Here is a 16,655-nt window from a genome sequence, read left to right as displayed (position 1 = left end):
CCAACCGTGAGCATTCCGCGACTGCAGCTCGCGCACATCACCAAGCGCTATCCATCGGTGGTGGCCAACAGCGACGTGTCGCTGGTGGTCCAGCCCGGGGAGACGCACGCGGTGCTGGGCGAGAACGGCGCCGGCAAGTCCACGCTGATGAAGATCATCTACGGCGCCGTCAAGCCGGACGAGGGCAGCGTGATGTTCAACGGCCAGCCGGTGCACATCCGCAACCCGCAGGAAGCGCGGGCGCTGGGCATCAGCATGGTGTTCCAGCACTTCAGCCTGTTCGACACGCTCACGGTGGCCGAGAACGTGTGGCTGGGCCTGGACAAGAGCCTCACGCTCAACCAGGTCACGCACAGCATCACGGCCAAGGCGCGCGAATACGGGCTCGATGTCGATCCCGCGCGGCCGGTGCACACGCTGTCGGTGGGCGAGATGCAGCGGGTGGAGATCATCCGCGCGCTGCTGACGAACCCCAAGCTGCTGATCCTGGACGAGCCCACTTCGGTGCTGACGCCGCAGGCGGTGGAAAAGCTGTTCGTGGTGCTCAAGCAGCTGGCCTCCGAAGGCTGCAGCATCCTCTACATCAGCCACAAGCTGCACGAGATCCGCGAGCTGTGCACCGCCTGCACGGTGATGCGCGGCGGCAAGGTCACCGGGGTGACCGATCCGCGCCGCGAGAGCAACGCATCGCTCTCGCGCCTGATGATCGGCGCCGAGCCGCCGGAGCTGGAGCACCACGAGCGCCAGCCCGGCGAGGTGGTGCTGCGCGTGCAGGGCCTGACGCTGCCGCGCGAGGACCAGTTCGGCCACGACCTGGACGCCATCGCCTTCGACGTGCGCGCCGGCGAGGTGGTCGGCATCGCCGGCGTTTCGGGGAACGGCCAGCGCGAGCTGCTGTTCGCGCTCTCGGGCGAGGACACGCGGGCGGCGCCGGAGATGGTCCAGGTCGCCGGGCAGCCGGTGGGCCGCTTCGGACCCGCACACCGGCGCCACCTGGGGCTGCATTTCGTGCCCGAAGAGCGCCTGGGCCGCGGCGCCGTCCCCACGCTCGGCCTCGCGCAGAACCTGCTGCTCACGCGAACCGATGCCGTGGGCCGCGGCGGCTGGATCGACGTCAAGGGCCTGCGCGCCCAGGCCGCGGACATCATCCGCCGCTTCAACGTGAAGGCGGGCGGGCCGGACGCCGCGGCGAAGTCGCTCTCGGGCGGCAACCTCCAGAAGTTCATCGTCGGCCGCGAGATCGATGCCAATCCCAAGCTGCTGATCGTGTCGCAGCCGACCTGGGGCGTGGACGTGGGCGCTTCGGCGCAGATCCGCGCCGAGATCCTGGCGCTGCGCGATGCCGGCTGCGCCGTGCTGGTGCTGTCGGAGGAGCTGGAGGAGCTGTTCGAGATCAGCGACCGGCTGCACGTGATCGCGAAGGGAAGGCTGTCGCCCTCGATCGATCGGGCGCGGGCGACGGTGACATTGATCGGGGAGTGGATGAGCGGGTTGTGGGTGGTGCATCCGATTCGGGAGACCCCTGCCGGGAGCGCCCCCACCCCAGCCCTCCCCCAGAGGGGGAGGGAGCAGGGCAGGGGGAGTGAAGAATGATCAAGCTCGAAGCGAGGCCGGAGGCCTCGAAGTTCTGGAGCATCGCCTCGCCGCTGCTGGCGCTGGTGATCACCGTCATCCTGGGCACGCTGCTGTTCGTGGCGCTGGGCAAGGACCCCGTGCAGGGATTGCGCGTGTTCTTCTGGGAGCCGCTCAGCTCCGGCTACCGCATCGGCGAGCTGCTGGTGAAGGCGACGCCGCTGCTGATCATCGCGCTGGGCCTCGCGGTGTGCTTCCGCTCCAACGTGTGGAACATCGGCGCGGAAGGCCAGTTCGTGATCGGCGCACTGCTGGCGGGTGGCGTGGCGCTGCTGGCGGGCAAGGACACCAGCCGCCTGATCGTCATTCCCATCCTGCTGGCCGGCGTGCTGGGCGGCATGGCCTGGGCGGCGATCACCGGCGTGCTGCGCGACAAGTTCAATGCCAACGAGATCCTGGTCAGCCTGATGCTGGTGTACGTCGCCACGCTGGTGCTGAACTACATGGTGTTCGGCCCGTGGAAGGACCCCATGGGCTACAACTTCCCGCAGACCAAGAACTTCGAGGCGGTGACGCAGGTGCCGCGGCTGATGCAGGGCTCGCGCGTGAACGTCGGCGTGCTCATCGCGCTGGCCGGCGTGGCGGCGCTCTGGGTGTTCCTGTTCCGCACGCGGGCGGGCTTCGCGCAGCAGGTGGGCGGACTGGCACCGGCCGCCGCGCGCTATGCCGGTTTCTCCTCGCGCAAGGCGCTGTGGACCGCGCTGCTGGTGTCGGGCGGCGCCGCCGGACTCGCCGGCGGGCTGGAAGTCGCGGGGCCGATCGGCCAGCTCACGCCCTATGTCCCCGCGGGCTATGGTTTCGCCGCGATCATCGTCGCCTTCGTCGGCCGGCTGCATCCGGTGGGCATGGTGTTCTCCGCCATCCTCATGAGCATGTTCTACATCGGCGGCGAACTCGCGCAGTCGCGCCTGGGCCTGCCGAAGTCGCTCACCGGCGTGTTCCAGGGCCTGCTGCTGTTCACGCTGCTGGCCTGCGACACGCTGATGGCCTACCGCATCCGCCTGTTCCCCGAGTCCGCCACCGCGAAGGCCGCCTGACATGGACAGCTACGCACTCCTGTTCGCCTCCATGCTCAACGCCGGCACCGTGCTGGCGATCGCCGCGCTGGGGCTGTTGATCAACGAGAAGGCCGGCATCGTCAACCTCGGCGCCGAGGGCATGATGCTGTGCGCCGCGATCGCCGGATTCGCCGCGGTGGTGCACACGGGCAGCGACTGGTTCGGCTTCCTCGCCGGCATGGGCGCGGGTGCGCTGCTCGCTGCGGCCTTTGGCCTGCTGGTGATCTGGATGAACACCAACCAGTACGCCACGGGCCTGGCGCTCAGCCTGTTCGGGGCGGGCTTCTCCGCCTTCGCCGGCATCGCCTACGTGCAGGAGAAAAGCGCCCGAGCGGCCGCACTTCTCGCTGCCGCTGCTGGGCGACATCCCGGTGCTGGGGCCCGCGCTGTTCCGCCAGCACCCGATCGTCTATCTCGCCATCGCGCTGGTGGCCTGGCTGGTGTGGTTCCTCTACAAGTCGCGCTCGGGACTGGTGCTGCGCTCGGTGGGCGAGTCGCCCGAATCGGCGCATTCGCTCGGTTATCCGGTGCGCCGCATCCGGCTGATGGCGGTGGTGGCCGGTGGCGCGCTGTGCGGCCTGTCGGGCGCCTACATCTCCATCGTCTACACGCCGCTGTGGGTCGAAGGCATGGTGGCGGGCAAGGGCTGGATCGCCTTGGCGCTCACCACCTTCGCCACCTGGCGTCCGGCACGCGTGTTGCTTGGAGCCTACCTGTTCGGTGGCGTCACCATGCTGCAGTTCCACCTGCAGGGCAGCGGCGTGGAGCTTCCGAGCGAATTCCTCAACATGCTTCCCTACGTGGCCACCATCGTGGTGCTGGCGCTGATCTCCCGCAACCCCGCGTGGATTCGGGTCAACATGCCGGCCTCCCTTGGAAAGCCTTTCTATCCCGGCTCATAATCGCCGTTTCCCCAAAACCGTCCCGCAAGGAACTGGAATGACCGACCTGAAGAAACGTACCCTGCTGCAGGCCGCCGCCCTGGTGGCCGCCGTCGCGGGCCTGTCCGCCTGCAGCAAGCAGGAAACGCCCGCCCCGGCGCCGGCACCCGCGCCCACCGCTGCAGCCCCGGCCGCCGCACCGGCGCCCGCCGCCGCGCCGCTGAAGATCGCCTTCGCCTACGTTGGCCCCGTCGGCGACGGCGGCTGGACCTTCGCGCACGACAACGGCCGCAAGGCGGTGGAGAAGGAGTTCGGCAGCAAGGTCGTCACCAGCTTCGTGGAGAAGGTGCCCGAGTCCGCCGACGCCGAGCGGGTGATCCGCGACATGGTCGGCCAGGGCAACAAGCTGATCTTCGGCACCACCTTCGGCTACATGGAGCCGATGCTCAAGGTCGCCGCCGACCACAAGGACGTGAAGTTCGAGCATGCCACAGGCTACAAGACGGCCGACAACATGCGCACCTACGACAGCCGCACCTACGAAGGCGCGTACATGGCCGGGGTGATCGCGGGCGCCATGACCAAGACCAACACGCTGGGCGTGGTCGGCTCGATCCCCATCCCCGAAGTGGTGCGCAACATCAACAACTTCACCCTCGGCGCGCAGTCGGTGAACCCCAGGGTCAAGACCAAGGTCGTGTGGGTCGGCGACTGGTTCAACCCGCCGAAGGAAACCGAAGCGGCCACCGCGCTGATCAACGGCGGCGCCGACGTGCTGATGCAGAACACCGACTCGTCGGCCGTGCTGCAGACGGCGGAGAAGATGGGCAAGCGCGCCTTCGGCTGGGACAGCGACATGACGGCCTACGGCCCGAAGGCACACCTGGGTTCGGCGGTCATCAACTGGGCGCCGTACTACATCAAGGCCGTGCGTGACGCGCTGGACAACAAGTGGGCGACCGGCCAGACCTGGTGGGGCGTCAAGGAAGGCGCGATCGACATGGTGTCCATCGCGGCCGACGTGCCGGAAGACACCAAGAAGAAGATCGAGACCATCAAGGCCGGCCTGAAGGACGGCAGCTTCCAGATCTGGAAGGGCCCGATCGCCGACAACACCGGCAAGGAAATGCTGGCCAAGGACGCCGCCGCGGACGACAAGTTCCTGGGCGGCATCAACTTCTACGTCAAGGGCGTGAAGGCAAGGTGCCGGGCGGCGACAAGAAGTAAGCGCCTCCTGCCCCCGAAAGGCCGCCGCGTGCGGCCTTTTTCACGTCCGCCCCAGGGGTGCTTCGACCTACGCAAGGGACTGATTGCCGAGCGAGCCCTCACTGCCTATAGTTGGGCTGTATCCATGGGACAAAGGGAGGATCACATGTCCCCTACCCCACCGAAGAGCGAGGACAGGACCCGGGGCGAGCGCAGTGGCGAAGGCTCCGGCACCGCCTTGCGCGCGCTGCGCCGCGACGAGCGACGCAGGAGCAACCAGAACCTCTGGAGCGACAGCGTCATGCCCTCGGAACTGCCGCCGCTGATTCCCGAAGATCCCGCCCCGATCCCTCCCGGCAAGCGCTGAAGCCGGCGCATCACCGCGCTGCTATCGTGCGTGGCTGGATCCTTGCTCGTCCCACGCCATGCACCCTGTTCCCCCCGTCCCCGCCGAAAGGCTGCCGGCCCTGCTGGCCGCGATGCCCAAGGCCGAACTGCACATCCACATCGAGGGCTCCCTCGAACCGGAGCTGATCTTCGCGCTGGCGCGCCGCAACGGCGTGGCGCTGCCCTACGCCGGCGTGGAGGACCTCAGGCGCGCCTACGCCTTCACCAACCTGCAAAGCTTCCTGGACATCTACTACGCCGGCGCCAGCGTGCTGCTGCAGTCGCAGGACTTCTACGACATGGCGTGGGCCTACCTGGAGCGCGCGGCCGCCGACCAGGTGCGGCGCGCCGAGATCTTCTTCGACCCGCAGACGCACACCGCGCGCGGCGTGGCGATGGAAACGGTCATCGACGGCCTCTCGCGGGCCTGCCGCGATGCGAAGCGCATCGGCGTCGACGCTGAACTGATCCTGTGCTTCCTGCGCCACCTGAGCGAGGAAGAGGCCTTCGACACCCTGGAGCAGGCGCTGCCCTTCCGCGACCGGTTCATCGGCGTGGGGCTCGATTCGAGCGAGGTCGGCCATCCGCCGGAGAAGTTCGCGCGCGTGTTCGCCAAGTGCCGCCAGCAGGGCCTGCACCTCGTCGCGCACGCCGGGGAAGAAGGACCGCCGGCCTACGTGTGGGCTGCCCTGGACGTGCTGAAGGTGGAACGCATCGACCACGGCGTGCAGTCGGCCCAGGACCCGGCGCTGATGAAGCGCCTGGCGCAGGACCGCATCCCGCTGACGGTGTGCCCGCTGTCCAACCTGAAGCTGTGCGTGTTCCCGGACCTGGCGCAGCACAACATCCGCCAGCTGCTCGACGCGGGCCTGTGCGCCACGATCAATTCCGACGACCCCGCCTACTTCGGCGGCTACATGAACGCGAACTTCCTGCAGACCTTCGCCGCCACCGGGCTGGACGCGCAGCATGCCTACCGGCTCGCGCGCAACAGCTTCGAAGGCAGCTTCGCGGAGGCTTCAGCGAAGAAACGGTACGTCGAGGAACTGGACGCCGTCTTTGCCGCCGCCTGACGCGTAGCGCAGTTCGACCTCGCACGGGCCTTCACCGCGCGGCCGGGCGGCGTCCTCGGCCAGTTCGATGCGAAAGCCGGCGAACTGCACCTCACGGCCTTGCACCGCCGCTTCGCCGAGGTAGTTGCGATAGCGCGCGACGCTCGCCTGCAGGTCCGCCACCGCGACCTTCACCCGCGCGATGCCGGTCGCGCCGTTGGCATGCTGGCGCACCTCGCCTTCCGGCACGCGCAGCGCGCGCGCGGCGTGAGGTCCGCGCAGAGGAAGGGCAGGTCGCTGGTGGCCGGGCGCGCGCTCTGCCACGCGATCTGCACGCCGTCGGGCCGTGCGCGGCTGCCGGGACGCTCTTCCAGTCCGGAAAGCCCGCGCGCACGGGCGCCAGCCACGGCAGCGTCGATGTCGCGCGGCAGCAGCGCGAAATCGACCAGCCCTTCGCCATGCGCGTCCAGCACGCGCCACCAGCGCTCCTGGGAGGGCGCGTCGTACGCGATCAGCTCGATGTAGGCGCCGTCCGCGAAGACGACCAGCGCGTTGCGTGTGCCGCGCCCGGGGTGCTGGCCACCCGGCACCACCGTGAAGCCGGCCGCGCGGTAGTCCGCCACCACGCGTTCCAGTTCGCGGACCACGATCACCACGTGGTCCAGTGCGAAGCCGGAGTTCACTCTTCCAGCTTCAGTTTCGTGTTGCGCACGAAGGCGCCCCAGCGCTCGTACTCCTGGCGCGCGTGGCGCTCGGCACCGGCGCCGTCGGTGGCCATCACCTCGAAGCCGGCCTGCGTCAGGCGCGTGTGGACTTCGGGCGCATTGAGCGTGGCGCGGAAATCCTCGGTCAGCTTGCGCAGCGTTTCCGGCGGCGTCCCCGCAGGCGCGAAGATGCCGATCCACGAATAGGCCTCGAAGCCGGGGAAGCCGGATTCCGCGACGGTGGGCACGTCGGGCAGGTCGGGCAGGCGTTTCGCGCCGGTCACGGCCAGCGGCTTGATCTTGCCGGCCGCGATCTGGCCCTTGAGCGCGGCATAACTCAGGAGCGTGAGCTGCGACACGTCGCCCAGCACGGCCTGCACCGCCGGCCCGCCGCCACCGTAGGGCACGTGCAGCACGTAGACGCCGGCCTTGCGCTTGATGTCCTCCATCACCAGGTGGTTCATGGAACCCACGCCGGTGGACGCATAGCTGAACTTCGCCGGCTGCCGGCGCGCGTCCTCGAGGAAGCCGCGCAGGTCCTTCGCCTGCACCGAGGCCGAGGCGCCGATCACCAGCGGGAAGCGCACCGCGAGCGTGACGCCGGCGAAGTCCTTGAAGGTGTCGTAGGGCAGCTTCGCCTTGGCGATCGGGTTGATCGCGTGCGTGTCGAAACTCACCAGCAGCGTGTTGCCGTTGGGCGCGGACTTGGCGACGAAGTCGGTCGCGATCTGGCTGGCCGCGCCGGGCTTGTTGTCCACCACCACGGTGCGGCCCATGCGCTTCGCAAGCTCCGGCTGCAGGATGCGCGCGGCGATGTCGGTGCTGCCGCCGGGCGGGAAGGTGACCACCAGCCGCACGGGCGCGTCGGCCTGGGCGAAGGCGCCGGTGCCGAATCCGAGGGCCGCGGTGGCGGCCAGGGCCTGGCGCCGGTTGATGCGGGTGCTGCTCATCGAAGGACCTTTCGTCGTTGAGATTCGAAGCGGCCGGCTCAGCCCATCCACTGGCTGACCGGCACGGCGGTGTCCTGCAGTTCCTGCGACACCACGTCCACCAGCGCCGGGCCGTCGTGCAGCAAGGCCGCCTTGATCGCGCCGTGGACCTCGGCCGGGTCCTCCACGCGCCAGGCCTTCACGCCGAAGGCCTCGGCGACGCGGGCGTGGTCGGTGCGGTTGAAATCCACCGAGAAGTAGCGCTGGCCGTAGCCGGTCTTCTGGCTCGCCTTGATCCAGCCGAACACCGCGTTGGAGAACACGATCATCTTCAGCGGGATGCCGCGCCGCACGATGGTCTCCAGCTCGCCGCAGGTGAAGCCGAAGCTGCCGTCGCCCATCACCGACACCACCGTCGCATCCGGCCGGCCGAACTGCGCGCCGACGGCGGCGGACATGGAGAAGCCCAGGGCGCCGTGCGCGCGATTGGTGATGAAGTGGCGGCCGGCCTGGGGCGCGTTGAAGTAGGCGGAGAAGTAAGGGCAGGGCGTGCCGGGATCGGCGACGACGATCGCGTCCGCCGGCAGCAGCTTGTTCAGCGCATCGACCACGCTCTCGGGCTTGATCGGCCGGTCGCGCGATTCGGCCAGGCCCGCGAAGAAGGCCTGCTTGGCGGCGCGGGCGCGGGCGACCAGCGCGCGGCCGTCGGCCCGGCCGGCAGGGCGGTGCGCGATGCGCGCCCGCACGGCCGCTGCCAGCGCGGCCAGGCCGAGCTTGGCGTCGCCCACCAGCGCGACGTCGGTGCGGTAGTTGGTCGCGATCGTCATCGGGTCGATGTCCAGGTGCAGGATGGCGACCTCGCGCGAGGGCATCTTCCAGTGCTCGGTGGTGGTGGAGCCGGCCCGCGCGCCGATGAACAGCACCAGGTCGGCCTGCGCGATCACCTCGCGCGTGGCTTCGACGCCGCCATTGGTGCCGATCACGCCGACGTTCAGCGGGTGCGCGCCTGGCAGGGTGCCGTTGCCGCTGACGCTGCTGCACACCGGCGCGTCGAGCAAGGTGGCCAGCGTTTCCAGCTCGGTCGTTCCGCCGGAGAGCAGCACGCCGCCGCCGCAGACGAAGACCGGCGCGCGCGCCGCCACCAGCTGGTCCGCCGCGCGCTCCACGTCCCGCGGATCGGGCGCGAAGCGGTAGGCGGGAAAGCGATCGTGCCCGGGCTGCGCCCAGACTTCCGCCGGATCGAGCATGTGCTTCTGCACGTCGTAGGGCAGGCAGATGTGGGTCGCGCCGGGCCGGCCGGTCGTCATGGCGCGGAAGGCGGTGCGCACCGCGTGCGGGATCTGGTCCACCCGGTCGATGGTGGTGTTCCACTTGGTCAGCGGTGCGTACAGCGCCTGCTGGTCCAGCTCGGTCAGCGGGAACTTGCCGCGCGCGCCGACCGACACGTCCGAGGTGATGCCCAGCACGGGGATGGCGGATTCGTTCGCTTCCACCAGTCCCGGCAGCAGGTAGGTCGCGCCGCCGCCGCTCGGCCCTTCGCACACGCCGGGCTGGCCGGTCACGCGGGCATAGCCGTCGGCCATGTAGGCTGCGCTGCGCTCGTCGCGCGTGAGCACGTGGTCAATGCCGTGGTCCAGGCGCGCCATGGCATCGTAGAAGGGCAGGCTGGTGTCGCCGCACAGGCCGAAGATGTGCTTCACGCCGTTGAGCTGCAGCATGCGCACCAGGGCGTCGGCGCCGTTCATCGTGTTCATTCGGTCTCCGGGGAATAACCGTGCTCTTTCAGTATACGAAGCGGGCGCGCATGATCCGGGGCTGCGGGCCTTTGCCAACTTGTTCACGAGCCCCGTCCCGCAGTGCCGGGACTCATCCAAACGGGGGATACAGCGCCGGCCCGTTCCAGTCCAATGGCGCATGGCCGCATCTCCCCGGTCAACGAGCAAGAAGAAGAAAGTCGTCACATGATCAAACCCCGGCTGCGCATGGGACTGGTGGGATTCCCGCGCGAAGAGTACCTGCATGCCCTGCTGCGCACGCGCAGCGCCGTGCTGACGTGGGAGCACGCGAGTGCCGCGGACGCCGACGCCCTGTGGGTCAATGGCGAAGCCGCGCGCTTCCTCTACGACGAACTCGTGAGCGTGGCCCCGGGAGCGACGGCGCCGGCGATGACGCTGGACCTGCAGGCGCTGGACCGGCCGACCTTCTTCACCCTGCCGCTTGCGGACGAACGCATCCGCGTGCCCCTGGTGCTGGACCTGCACTCCGCACCCAGCGTCGACAAGGCCCTGCGCCGCGCGCAGTCGGTGCTGCACCCGCTGGTGATGCAGCTGGCGCTGGGGCACGAGATCGCCGAGCGCCTGCCGGGCCTGACCGGCACGACCTACCACGTCACGCAGCGCGGCCGGCTGGTCGCCGTGGTGAACATGGGCGGCGCGATCGGCCTCGACCTCAACATGCTGCCGCCCCACCTGGAAGGGGCGGAGTGGCGGCCGCTGCCGCGGGCGGCGGGCGGCGTGCCGCCGCAGTTCTTCACCACCAGCTTCGCCGAAGTCCTGTGGAACTACGTGAACCGGGTGGACACCGAGCTGCTGCCGGACCGCTATCGCCGTGCGACCATCTTCTTCCGCGCCATTCCGCGCGTGCCGCAGCGCCTGCTGAAGGAATCGCACTACGCGGTCCTGTCGGAGCTGGGCGCCGAGCCGCACACCTTCCGCCAGCTGCAGCAGAACGTGGGGCTGGCCGAGGACAGCCTGGCGAAGACGCTGGCCGTCCTGTACTACGCCGGCGCGGTCACCACCAACCCGCGGCGCGCCGCCAAGGGTGCGACGCGGCACGTGCGCGAGGCCGAGTCGGAAAGCGAGCTGCGGCAGTCGATGTTCCCGCAGGAGGACTTGCAGCCCTTCTCCGCCTTCCAGGGACGCGCCGGCGAGGAGCGTCCCACGCTTCCGGCGGCGCTGGAGCCCGAGACCCGGCGCTAGCCCCGAAGCCGCGGCCGGCGGGCCCCCGCGGCCCCGAATACAATCGCAGCCATGAGGTCGCGCCCCGGCGGCCTTTTTCTTTTCCACGCTCCGGGGCCATGTAGAGGAACACCATGTACAAAAACCTCGCCGCCATGGCATTGGCGGCCAGTTGCATTGCCTTTCCCTCCCACGCGCAGAAGAACGAGCCGCTGAAGGTCGGCTTCGTGTACGTCGCGCCCCTCACCGATGCCGGCTGGGTGCGCCAGCACGAGGAAGGCCGGCAGGCGGTGCAGGCCGCGCTCGGCACCCGCGTGAAGACTTCCTTCGTGGAGAACGTGCCTGAGGGTCCCGATGCCGAACGCGTCATCCGCGACCTCGCGTCCACAGGCCACAAGCTGATCTTCACGCCGAGCTTCGGTTACATGGAGCCCACGCTGAAGGTCGCCAAGGACTTCCCCGACGTCCGCTTCGAATCCATCACCGGCTACAAGACGGCGGCCAACGTCGCTGCGGCCAATGCGCGCTATTACGAGGGCCGCTATCTGGCCGGCATCGCCGCCGGCCGCATGACGAAGACGAACCAGGCCGGCTACGTCGCGGGCTTCCCCATCCCCGAGGTGCTGCAGGGCATCAACGCCTTCACGCTGGGCATGCGCTCGGTGAACCCGCAGGCGCAGGTGAAGGTGATCTGGCTCAACGCCTGGTTCGACCCCGGCAAGGAGCGCGACGCAGCGATGGCGCTGATGGACCAGGGCGCGGACGTGCTGGCCTTCCACACCGCATCGACGGCGGTGATGGCCGCGGCGCAGGAGCGCGGCAGGCTGGCGGTGGCCTACCACTCCGACATGCGCAAGGTGGCGCCCGACGCCCAGGTGGTCGCCGTGACGCACCAGTGGGGCGACTACTACACGCGCCGCACGAAGGCGGCGCTGGACGGCAGCTGGAAGACCGGCAAGGTCTGGGGCGGCGTGAAGGAAGGGATGATCCGCGTCGGCTACTTCGGCAGCAAGGTGCCCAAGGCGGTGCAGGAGGAGGTGCTGGCGCGCCAGAAGGACATCGCCGCCGGCAAGCTGCGTCCCTTCACGGGCCCGATCGCCGACAACGAAGGCAAGCCGGTGGCGGCCAAGGGCGAGGCCCTGACGGACGAACAGATACTGTCCATGAAGTTTCTCGTATCGGGCGTGCAGGGGAAGGTCGCACAATAAGGCGGATGCACGCGTACCGCGCCGCCCTGCTGAATTTCGCCGACGACGGCTCCGCCCGCTACGAGGAGGACGGCCTGCTCGTAGTGGGGCCGGACGCCGCGGGCCGCAAGGTGATCCGCGCGGCAGGCGCTTACGGGGCGCTGGCGGCGAACTACCCGGGCATCGCGGTCACGCACCTGCCGGGACGCATCCTGGCGCCCGGCTTCATCGACCTGCACGTCCACTTCCCGCAGACCGACGTGATCGGCTCGCCGGCCGAAGGCCTGCTGCCCTGGCTGGAGGACTACACCTTCCCGCACGAAGCGCGCTTCGCGGACCACGCGTATGCGGTGGAGATGGCCGAGGTCTTCCTCGACGAGTTGCTGCGCAACGGCGTGACCAGTGCGCTGGCCTTCTGCACCTCGCATCCGCATTCGGTGGACGCGCTGATGGAGGCGAGCGAACGGCGCGGGCTGCGCATGATGGCCGGCAAGGTGCTGCAGGACCGGCACTCACCCGACGGCGTGCGCGACGACACCGAACAGTCGCTGCTGGACACCGAGGCCCTGATCCGGCGCTGGCACGGGCGCAGCCGGCTCGGCTATGCGATCACGCCACGCTTCGCCCCGAGCTGCAGCGAAGCGCAGCTGCGCGGCGCCGGTGATCTGGCGGCAAGCCATCCCGATGTCTGGATCCAGTCGCACGTCGCCGAGAACAAGGAGGAGATCCGCTGGGCGCGCGAGCTCTTTCCCGCGGCGCGCAGCTATCTGTCGATCTACCAGGACTTCGGGCTGATGCGCGAACGCGCGATCTACGCGCACTGCATCCACTTCGACGACGAGGACCGCGCGCTGATGCGCGACACCGGTGCCGCAGCCGCGGTCAGCCCCACCAGCAACCTGTTCCTGGGCAGCGGCTTCTTCGACTACGAAGGCGCGCTGCGCGTGGGCTTCCGCTTCGGGCTGGCCAGCGACGTCGGCGGCGGCACCAGCTTCAGCCCCTTCCACACCATGCTGGCGGCCTACTACGTCGGCCGGGAAGGGCAGACCAAGCCCGGGATCAGCCTTGGCCCGCAGCACCTCTGGTGGCAGCACACCGCGGGCGCGGCGGAAGCCCTGGGACTTTCGGGCGTGATCGGCAACCTGCGGCCCGGCTGCGAGGCCGACTTCCTGGTGCTCGATCCGCAGGCCACCCCGCTGCTGGCACGCAAGGTGCGCAACGCGCGCAACCTGGACGAGCTGCTGTTCTCGCTGATCGTCCTGGGCGACGACCGGGTGGTGGAACAGGTGGTGGTGGATGGGGTAAGCACCAGCAGGGGCGGGGCTTCGGCTGCATAGACTGTCCCCGCACCAGGGGGAAGCCATGCCGTCGTCCGTGTTCCGCTGCGTTCGCGCGCTCGCCGCCGTTTCGTTCGCGCTGGCCGCGGCCGCCGCCGCTGCCCAGGCCTGGCCCTCGCGGCCGATCACCATGGTGATGCCCTATGCGCCGGGCGGGCCAGGCGACACCATCACGCGCGTGTTCGCCGCGGCCATGCAGAAGACGCTGGGCCAGCAGATCGTGGTGGACAACCCCGCGGGCGCCTCCGGGACCATAGGCACCGCCAAGGTCGCGCGTTCGGCGCCCGACGGCTACACGCTGCTGATGATCCACGTGAGCCACGCCACCAACCTGGCCATGTACAAGGGCCTGCCCTACCACCCGGTGGACGATTTCGAGCCGATCGGCTCGGCCACCAACGGGCCGATGGTGATCGTCACGCGCAACGACTTCCCGGCCAGGGACCTCGACGAGTTCATCGCCTACCTGCGCGCCAACGGCCCGCGGGTGAGCCTCGCGCACGCCGGCGTCGGCTCGGCCTCGCACCTGTGCGGGCTGATGATGATGAGCGCGCTGAACGTGAAGCTCAACGAGATCCCGTACAAGGGGACCGGCCCCGCGCTCAACGACCTGATGGGCGGGCAGGTGGACGTGCTGTGCGACCAGACCTCCGGCACGGTGCCGCCGGTGAAGGCCGGCCGGATCAAGGCCTACGCCGCCGCGGGCAAGGCGCGCCTGCCCTCGCTGCCGGCCGTCCCGGCGATCTCCGAAGCGGGCGTGCAGGGCTTCGACATCAACATCTCCTTCGGCCTGTACGCGCCCAAGGGCACGCCCAGGCCGGTGCTGGATCAACTGACCGCCGCCCTGCAGAAGGCCGTGGCCGACCCCGAGTTGCGGGCCAGGCTGGAGGGCATGGGAATCTCCGCCGTGGGGGTGGAGCAGGCCACCCCCGCGTCGCTGCGCGCCCACCTGCGCCACGAGATCGACACCCTGGGCAGCCTGCTGGTGAAGGCCGGCGTGAAGGCCAACTGACGCACCCCTGCGCGGCGTCAAGGGAAGGCGCCGCGGCGTCCCTCTAAAATGGCCGCCCAGGAGTGCCCCCGAATGACGATCAAGAGCGACAAGTGGATCCGCCGCATGGCGCAGCAGCATGGCCTGATCGAGCCCTTCGAGCCGAACCAGGTCCGCCAGGTGGAAGGCCGCCGCGTCATCAGCTACGGCACCTCCAGCTACGGCTACGACATCCGCTGCGCGCCCGAATTCAAGGTCTTCACCAACATCCACAGCACGGTGGTGGACCCGAAGAACTTCGACGAGAAGAGCTTCGTGGACTTCCACGACGACGTCTGCATCATCCCGCCCAACAGCTTCGCGCTGGCGCGCACGCTGGAGTACTTCCGCATCCCGCGCAACGTGCTCACGATCTGCCTGGGCAAGAGCACCTACGCGCGCTGCGGCATCATCGTCAACGTCACGCCCTTCGAACCCGAATGGGAAGGCTACGTGACCCTGGAGTTCTCCAACACCACGCCGCTGCCCGCCAAGATCTACGCGGGCGAGGGCTGCGCGCAGGTCCTGTTCTTCGAGAGCGACGAGGAATGCGACGTGAGCTACAAGGACCGCGGCGGCAAGTACCAGGGGCAGCAAGGGGTGACGCTGCCGAAGGCCTGACGTCTACGGGGACAGCGCGCAGCGCGCGGCGGCGAGGTCCCAACCCGCCCAGCCGCAACTCTTGAACAGCACCGGGCCGCTTCCACGCGGCCCGTGCGCATCCAGCTCGCGCAGGGCGGGAAAGCGTGTGACGTCCAGCCCCGCCTGAAGCAGGTCGCCCGCTTCGTGATCCGCGTCGCGCGTGTCCACCACGATGCGGCCCCGGGTCGCGACGTGCCGCGTGAGTTCGGGGGCGAGTTCGATCATCTGCGGCGTGAAGGCGCCGACGGCGGCGAGGAACGCGTCTTCGCGTGGCAGCGCGCGCAGGACCACGCCGGACGCGGGCGTGCAGGTGACCACGAGAGGGCATTTCGCCAGCTCGGGATCCGGTGCGGAAATCACGCGCGCCTGTAGTCCGATTTCACGTGCGCGGGAGGCCAACACGTGTGCGCTCGCTTCGAGCGCGAATGGATGAGCACCTCGCGGATGCTCAATCCTTGTGCAAACGCCTCCAGGTGGGCATGCCCCTGGGCCCCTGCACCCACGATCAGGAGGGGGCCCGCGGTGTTGGGCGCAAGCCACTTCGCGGCGAGGAGCGAGACCGCCGCGGTCCTGCGCGCGGTGACGGTCGGACCATCGAGCACCAGCCGGCGCGTCCCCGTTTCCACGTCGAACACCACCACATCCCCCTGGATCGTCGGCGTTTTCGTGCCGGTGTTCGCGGGCGTGAACGTGATCAGCTTGGTGATCGCCACGTCCGCATCGAAGGCCGGCATGACGAACAGGCTGCCACCGCGGGGCAGTGCCCTGCACCAGCCGCGGTGGCACGCGCGCAACAGGATCGTGCAGCACGCGCACGAGCTCGCGTTCCAGGCGCGGGTAGGGCAAGCGCGCGGCGGTGGCGTTCGCATCCAGGAGTTCTGTCATGGGTTCGGGGGCCTCAATGGTCGCGTCAAGATTTTGTCCTACAGCATGTCGAGACTGCCACTCTGGCGCCGGAAAAAGGGCAGGCCTAGGATCCATCCACTCAAGGAAGTTCCGCCATGTCCCACGCCCTCGCCATCGAACCCGGCTTGCAGGAAGAACGCAGCAGGATGTTCTGGATCCTTCTCGGTGCGCTCGCGATGGGGCAGCTGTTCGCCTTCTGGCTCCTGTGCAGCCACCAGGTGCGCAAGGCCGAAGCCCGCCAGAACGAGGTGGTGGTGCAGCAGATGGCCCTGTCGGACTGCCTGCAGTACATCCCCGGCTCGACGATCGCCAGCTGCTCCACGCGCACCGGCGTGAACACGCAGGCGCCCGTGTCGAACGGCACCGTGACCGGCGCGGTGCCGGTCAGTTTCAGCTATCGCTGAGGTTCGCCATGAACACCCTGCAAGCTCTTCGCACGAATCACGTTCCGCCGGGCCACGCCGGCGCGTCGCTGGAAGCCTCGGACGACTTCGAGCAGCTGCCCGCCTCGCCGCGCTACTGTCCCACCGGGCTGCTCGCGACCTTCTCGCTGCTGATGGCGGGCCGCGGCCGCTGCGTCAACACGGACATGATGCTGGGCGACCGCGAATACGCGATGTGGCAGCTGGCCTGCGCCCGCGCCAGCGACGACGCGGAGCTGGCCGCCGTGGCCTCCCGCCTGTTCGGCTACTTCGACGACCCGCAGCACAGCGGCGTGGCGGTGATGGGGACGGCGTAAGGACGTCA

13 protein-coding genes and 4 pseudogenes are annotated in these 16,655 nt (G+C 69.2%); 13 read left to right on the top strand and 4 right to left on the bottom strand.

Annotated features, from left to right (window positions below; translation table 11 throughout):
• Window positions 1-6 precede the first annotated feature (6 nt).
• The 6 genes and pseudogenes from HK415_RS22790 (at window position 7) to HK415_RS22770 (ending at window position 6,237) form a co-directional block, all read left to right on the top strand.
• A complete protein-coding gene (locus HK415_RS22790; RefSeq protein ID WP_171563687.1) occupies window positions 7-1,593 on the top strand; it encodes an ABC transporter ATP-binding protein in 1,587 nt (528 codons plus the stop codon).
• Window positions 1,590-2,669: an ABC transporter permease gene (locus HK415_RS22785; RefSeq protein ID WP_171563686.1), complete on the top strand. Its 1,080-nt coding sequence runs from the start codon at window positions 1,590-1,592 to the stop codon at window positions 2,667-2,669. Before HK415_RS22790 ends, HK415_RS22785 begins: the two co-directional genes overlap by 4 nt.
• A 1-nt stretch (window position 2,670) precedes the next feature.
• A pseudogene (locus HK415_RS22780) lies at window positions 2,671-3,592 on the top strand (ABC transporter permease).
• A 37-nt stretch (window positions 3,593-3,629) separates the two neighbouring features.
• Window positions 3,630-4,798, top strand: a pseudogene (locus HK415_RS22775) (BMP family ABC transporter substrate-binding protein).
• A gap of 145 nt (window positions 4,799-4,943) precedes the next feature.
• Window positions 4,944-5,144 carry a hypothetical protein gene (locus HK415_RS25760; RefSeq protein WP_253262379.1) on the top strand — a complete coding sequence of 67 codons (201 nt, stop codon included), beginning with the start codon at window positions 4,944-4,946 and terminating at the stop codon, window positions 5,142-5,144.
• 58 nt (window positions 5,145-5,202) lie between these two features.
• A complete protein-coding gene (locus HK415_RS22770; RefSeq protein ID WP_171563685.1) occupies window positions 5,203-6,237 on the top strand; it encodes an adenosine deaminase in 1,035 nt (344 codons plus the stop codon).
• A gap of 6 nt (window positions 6,238-6,243) precedes the next feature.
• Here the strand turns inward: HK415_RS22770 and HK415_RS22765 are convergent.
• The 3 genes and pseudogenes from HK415_RS22765 to HK415_RS22755 all read right to left on the bottom strand — a co-directional run.
• Window positions 6,244-6,881, bottom strand: a pseudogene (locus HK415_RS22765) (VOC family protein); the annotation flags it as partial.
• A gap of 14 nt (window positions 6,882-6,895) precedes the next feature.
• A complete protein-coding gene (locus HK415_RS22760) occupies window positions 6,896-7,870 on the bottom strand; it encodes a tripartite tricarboxylate transporter substrate binding protein (RefSeq protein WP_171563684.1) in 975 nt (324 codons plus the stop codon).
• A 38-nt stretch (window positions 7,871-7,908) separates the two neighbouring features.
• On the bottom strand, window positions 7,909-9,603 hold the full coding sequence (locus tag HK415_RS22755) for a thiamine pyrophosphate-binding protein (protein ID WP_171563683.1): 1,695 nt from the start codon (window positions 9,601-9,603) through the stop codon (window positions 7,909-7,911).
• Between the two features lie 207 nt (window positions 9,604-9,810).
• Here HK415_RS22755 and HK415_RS22750 point away from each other — a divergent pair, with 207 nt between their 5' ends.
• From HK415_RS22750 to dcd, 5 genes are all read left to right on the top strand, one after another.
• Window positions 9,811-10,827 carry a hypothetical protein gene (locus HK415_RS22750; protein WP_171563682.1) on the top strand — a complete coding sequence of 339 codons (1,017 nt, stop codon included), beginning with the start codon at window positions 9,811-9,813 and terminating at the stop codon, window positions 10,825-10,827.
• 113 nt (window positions 10,828-10,940) lie between these two features.
• Window positions 10,941-12,014, top strand: coding sequence for a BMP family ABC transporter substrate-binding protein (locus HK415_RS22745; protein ID WP_171563681.1), 1,074 nt, complete (start codon window positions 10,941-10,943; stop codon window positions 12,012-12,014).
• 5 nt (window positions 12,015-12,019) lie between these two features.
• The gene (gene guaD, locus HK415_RS22740) at window positions 12,020-13,330 is read left to right on the top strand and encodes a guanine deaminase (protein WP_171563680.1); all 1,311 of its coding nucleotides are present in this window, start codon (window positions 12,020-12,022) and stop codon (window positions 13,328-13,330) included.
• Between the two features lie 25 nt (window positions 13,331-13,355).
• Window positions 13,356-14,342: a tripartite tricarboxylate transporter substrate-binding protein gene (locus HK415_RS22735; protein WP_171563679.1), complete on the top strand. Its 987-nt coding sequence runs from the start codon at window positions 13,356-13,358 to the stop codon at window positions 14,340-14,342.
• Window positions 14,343-14,414: 72 nt separating this feature from the next.
• Window positions 14,415-14,981 carry a dCTP deaminase gene (dcd, locus tag HK415_RS22730; protein ID WP_171563678.1) on the top strand — a complete coding sequence of 189 codons (567 nt, stop codon included), beginning with the start codon at window positions 14,415-14,417 and terminating at the stop codon, window positions 14,979-14,981.
• Between the two features lie 3 nt (window positions 14,982-14,984).
• On the opposite strand, the pseudogene HK415_RS22725 reads toward dcd, so the two are convergent.
• Window positions 14,985-15,887, bottom strand: a pseudogene (locus tag HK415_RS22725) (delta(1)-pyrroline-2-carboxylate reductase family protein).
• A gap of 116 nt (window positions 15,888-16,003) precedes the next feature.
• On the opposite strand from HK415_RS22725, the gene HK415_RS22720 reads away from it, so the two are divergent.
• Together HK415_RS22720 and HK415_RS22715 are read left to right on the top strand one after the other, a co-directional pair.
• A complete protein-coding gene (locus HK415_RS22720) occupies window positions 16,004-16,312 on the top strand; it encodes a hypothetical protein (protein ID WP_171563677.1) in 309 nt (102 codons plus the stop codon).
• 8 nt (window positions 16,313-16,320) lie between these two features.
• Window positions 16,321-16,647: a hypothetical protein gene (locus HK415_RS22715; RefSeq protein WP_171563676.1), complete on the top strand. Its 327-nt coding sequence runs from the start codon at window positions 16,321-16,323 to the stop codon at window positions 16,645-16,647.
• Window positions 16,648-16,655 lie beyond the last annotated feature (8 nt).

It is taken from the genome of Ramlibacter montanisoli, from assembly GCF_013087525.1.
Lineage (GTDB): Bacteria > Pseudomonadota > Gammaproteobacteria > Burkholderiales > Burkholderiaceae_C > Ramlibacter > Ramlibacter montanisoli.
The sequence above is the reverse complement of the archived record's forward strand: the minus strand, read 5'-3'. Positions and strand labels throughout refer to the sequence as shown.